This is a genomic window from Streptomyces sp. NPDC002785 (assembly GCF_040295565.1).
Lineage (GTDB): Bacteria > Actinomycetota > Actinomycetes > Streptomycetales > Streptomycetaceae > Streptomyces.
This window is the reverse complement of the sequence record NZ_JBEOVN010000356.1, coordinates 1-3,485: the sequence shown is the minus strand read 5'-3', so window position 1 is coordinate 3,485 and position 3,485 is coordinate 1. Positions and strand designations below refer to the sequence as shown.

Genomic DNA, 3,485 nt, shown 5'->3' with positions numbered 1-3,485 from the left:
GACCAGGGGAGACCCATCCGATTCCTTCCTCCGCCTTGCAATCGAAGCCGCACGACGCCGCTCGCTGATCCGCTCCCTGTCGTGGGGGAGGTCGTAAGAGAGACAGGCCCTGCGGAGGAAGCTCTCAGCCCTTGCTGACTGCCGCCAGGATCTCCGGGAGCCGGTTCGCCGTGCGGGGAGCGGCGAACCGCAGCCCCGCCCAGGAGATCAGCGCTCCGTACACGGCCCCCGCGGGCAACAGCAGCCACAGCCACTGCTCCAGATCGGCGGCATGCAGCCAGATCGTCACCGTGATCACGGGTGCGCAGAGCACCGCCGCCGAGACCATGCCGCCGACGATCGAGATCCAGGCGAGCCCGGCCTGCCCGGGTGCCACGCTCTTGAACGCCCCGTCCTGCGGGATCGAGTACGGGAATTTCGCCGACGCCACCGCACCCGTCGCCAGCATCGCGCCCAGCAGGGCGAGCGACAGCCCCATGGCGTCCGGCAGCGAGCCCCAGTCGCCGAGCACCGCCGCCGTCGCCGCCGTGACCACGATCGTGTACGGCAGTGTGATCAGCAGCAACGCCAGTGCCCGCGCCCGCAGTTCAAGGTACGCGTCCCGGGTGGAGGAGATGGTCTGCGCCACCATCCAGAACGCGGAGGTGTCCTGCCCGAACTGGTTGTACATCTGGATGCCGAGCATCCCGGCGGCGAAACAGGAGAAGTAGACCGAGCCGACGCCCTGCAGTGCGTTGAACAGCGGCACGATCAGCCCGATCGCCAACGCCGTGACCCAGGCGGCCTTGGTCTTCGGGTCGCGTGCGATGTACCGCAGACTGCGCTCCATCACCGGTCCGGTACGCCCCGCCGGCAGCAGCGCGGAGAGCCTGGAGCCGCTCCTGCCGCTCTTCGCGCGGACCGGTCCGGCGGCGAAGGTCGAGCCGTCCGGGGCCGTCATCAGCTTCGTCAGACTCCGCTGCCACAGCCACAACAGCGCGAACAGCGCGGCCACGGACAGCAGCAGCTGTACGGCGGCCTGCCCGTACGAGCCCCGCGACGCCGAGTCCACGGCCCCGACCGCCGAGGCGGGCGGCAGCCAGCGCACCACGTCCGCGGCCGGTTCGAGCGCGGAAAGACCGCCGGCCTGGCCGAGCCGCTGCGCACCGAAGTTGACGACCTGCAAGCCGACCGCGATCACGAGGCCGCTGAGCACCGCGAGATCGCGGCCCTTGCGTGATGTCAGCAGCCGGGTGTTGGCCGTGGCCATGGCACGTGTCAGCGCCACGCACAGCAGCAGCGTGAGCGGCGCGGCCACCGCGGCGAACACCGCACCGGCCGCCCCGTGCGCCACCGCGAACACCGAGCCGACTGCCAGGCAGAGCGTGAACAGCGGGCCGACCCCGACCAGCGACGCCGCCAGCAGCGCGGCGATCAGCGGGCGCGGCCGCAGCGGCAGCATCACCAGACGGCTCGGGTCGAGGGTCTCGTCACCGCTGGGGAAGAACAGCGGCATCACGGCCCAGCCGACCGCCAGCACCCCGGTCAGCAGGACGACGAGGGCACCGACATGGGCGTGTCCGCGCATCAGGATCAGCCCGAGCAGCTGGCTCGCGGCGATCAGCAGGGTGAAGACGATGGAGATGATGTACGCGGCCTTCCGGCCGGCCGACTGCCGCAGACCGTTGCGCAACAGGGTCAGCTTGAGCCGTACGAAGACGGGGACGAGACCCTCGCCGCCGCTCGTACCGTCTCTGCCGCGGGCGCCCCCCACGGGGGTGTCGAGCACGCTCATCGGTCGCCGCCCAGCCAGTCCAGGGAGTCGCCCTCGGCCCGGGAGCCCGCGCCGACGAGTTCGAGGAAGGCGTTCTGCAGCGAGGACGCATCGCCGCGCACCTGGGCCAGGGTGCCCTGGGCCCGGATCCTGCCGGCGGCCATGACGGCCACCCATTCGCAGAGGGACTCCACGAGCTCCATCACATGGCTGGAGAAGACGACTGTCGCCCCCGAGCGGGTGTACCGCTCAAGGACCTCGCGGATGGTCTGCGCCGACACCGGGTCGACGCCCTCGAAAGGCTCGTCCAGGAAGAGCACTTCGGGGTTGTGCAGCAGCGCGGCGGCGAGCCCGATCTTCTTCCGCATGCCGGTCGAGTAGTCGACGACCAGCTTGTGCTGGGAGCCCGCAAGACCGAGCACATCGAGCAGCTGGGTGGCCCGCTTGTCTACCTCGGCGCCCGGCAGCCCGCGCATTCTTCCGGTGTACGCGAGGAGTTCACGCCCCGAGAGGCGTTCGAACAGCCGCAGCCCCTCCGGGAGCACGCCGATCCTGGACTTCACCTCGACCGGGTCGCGCCACACGTCATGGCCGCCGACCTCGATCAGCCCCTGGTCGGGGCGGAGCAGTCCGGTGACCATCGACAGCGTGGTGGTCTTGCCCGCGCCGTTGGGCCCCACCAGACCGATGAACTTGCCCGCGGGCAGCTCCAGATCGATCCCGGCGACCGCGGTCTGCTCCCCGAACCGCTTCCAGAGTCCCTGTACGCGCACGGCGGGCGGCGCCGTGCGGGCTCCGCTCGCCTCTCCCGCTTCCCCCGTCCGTACTGCTCTGTCTGTTTCTGTCCGGTCCTGCATGATGTGTTGCCTTTCGGTGTCCCCGTATTTGGGACAGCCTACGAAAGGGCAGCCTACGGATGGCGTGCTCGTGCGTCGGCTGCTTCCCGCGCGCAGGCGTAGGCGAGCGGGCTGATGAGCTCCCCCGCGTCCGGCAGCCACCGGTTGGCGGACGTGGGGCGGCGGGCCCACTGCACTGCCCCGCGCCCGCCGACCCGGGTCGGCGGCCCCGTCACGTAATGGCCGTCACCGCGGCCGACGAGATCGATCGCGGCGGCCCGCCAGCCCAACGCCCGCACCAGAACGTCCACTTTGGTCGCCGTACCCGGCAGGACGAAGAAGAACATCCGCCGGTCGGGGGTGCGGGTGACGGGTCCGAGCGGAATGTCCATCCGCTCCATCCGGGCGAGGGCGAGGAAGCCGGCGGACTCCGGTACGTCGATGGCGTCGAAGGTGCGGCCGGTGGGCAGCAGGATCGACGCCCTGGGGTGCTTGGACCACATCCGGCGGGCCGCGACACCGCTGCCGGTCGCCCGGCCCGCCCAGTCGGGCCCGGCGGGGTGGGCGCCGGGGGACGGGCAGCCGGCGTCACCGCACGAGCACTGCTCGGCCCCCTTTGCCGCCTCCAGCCAGGTGCCGGGACACACGTCCCAGTGCCGATCCTGCGCGTACCGCACTGCGGCGTCGAGCAGTTGCTCGCCCCGTGGTCGGGGGACCTTTGCGGCTTCCATCCCTGATCTTCGCAGGGAATCCCGGCCTTCAGGCCGGGCGGGAATGCGATCCTCGGACCGGAGGCGCGGAGCGCCGGAGTGCTCTGCGTTGTCAGTGGTGCCAGCTATGTTGATCGGACTGACCGAAGGGGGGTGGGCTGGATGATTCGTGCGTACAAGTTCCTC

Annotated in this window: 3 protein-coding genes; all 3 read right to left on the bottom strand. The window is 70.8% G+C overall.

The genetic code is table 11. The features are described from left to right. Nucleotides 1–124: 124 nt before the first annotated feature. The 3 genes from ABTZ94_RS36850 to ABTZ94_RS36840 are packed head-to-tail and all read right to left on the bottom strand — an operon-like array spanning nt 125 to nt 3,320. Nucleotides 125–1,774: a transporter gene (locus tag ABTZ94_RS36850; protein ID WP_351207714.1), complete on the bottom strand. Its 1,650-nt coding sequence runs from the start codon at nt 1,772–1,774 to the stop codon at nt 125–127. Then, a complete protein-coding gene (locus ABTZ94_RS36845) occupies nt 1,771–2,610 on the bottom strand; it encodes an ABC transporter ATP-binding protein (protein WP_351207712.1) in 840 nt (279 codons plus the stop codon). Before ABTZ94_RS36845 ends, ABTZ94_RS36850 begins: the two co-directional genes overlap by 4 nt. 53 nt (nt 2,611–2,663) lie before the next feature. Next, nucleotides 2,664–3,320, bottom strand: a complete 657-nt coding sequence (locus tag ABTZ94_RS36840) for a bifunctional DNA primase/polymerase (protein WP_351207710.1) — start codon at nt 3,318–3,320, stop codon at nt 2,664–2,666. Between the last annotated feature and the right edge of the window lie 165 nt (nt 3,321–3,485).

Bases quoted from the DNA above. Each gene is read 5' to 3' on its own strand.
- ABTZ94_RS36850 (WP_351207714.1), bottom strand. From the start codon at position 1,774: ATGAGCGTGCTCGACACCCCCGTGGGGGGCGCCCGCGGCAGAGACGGT.
- ABTZ94_RS36845 (WP_351207712.1), bottom strand. From the start codon at position 2,610: ATGCAGGACCGGACAGAAACAGACAGAGCAGTACGGACGGGGGAAGCG.
- ABTZ94_RS36840 (WP_351207710.1), bottom strand. From the start codon at position 3,320: ATGGAAGCCGCAAAGGTCCCCCGACCACGGGGCGAGCAACTGCTCGAC.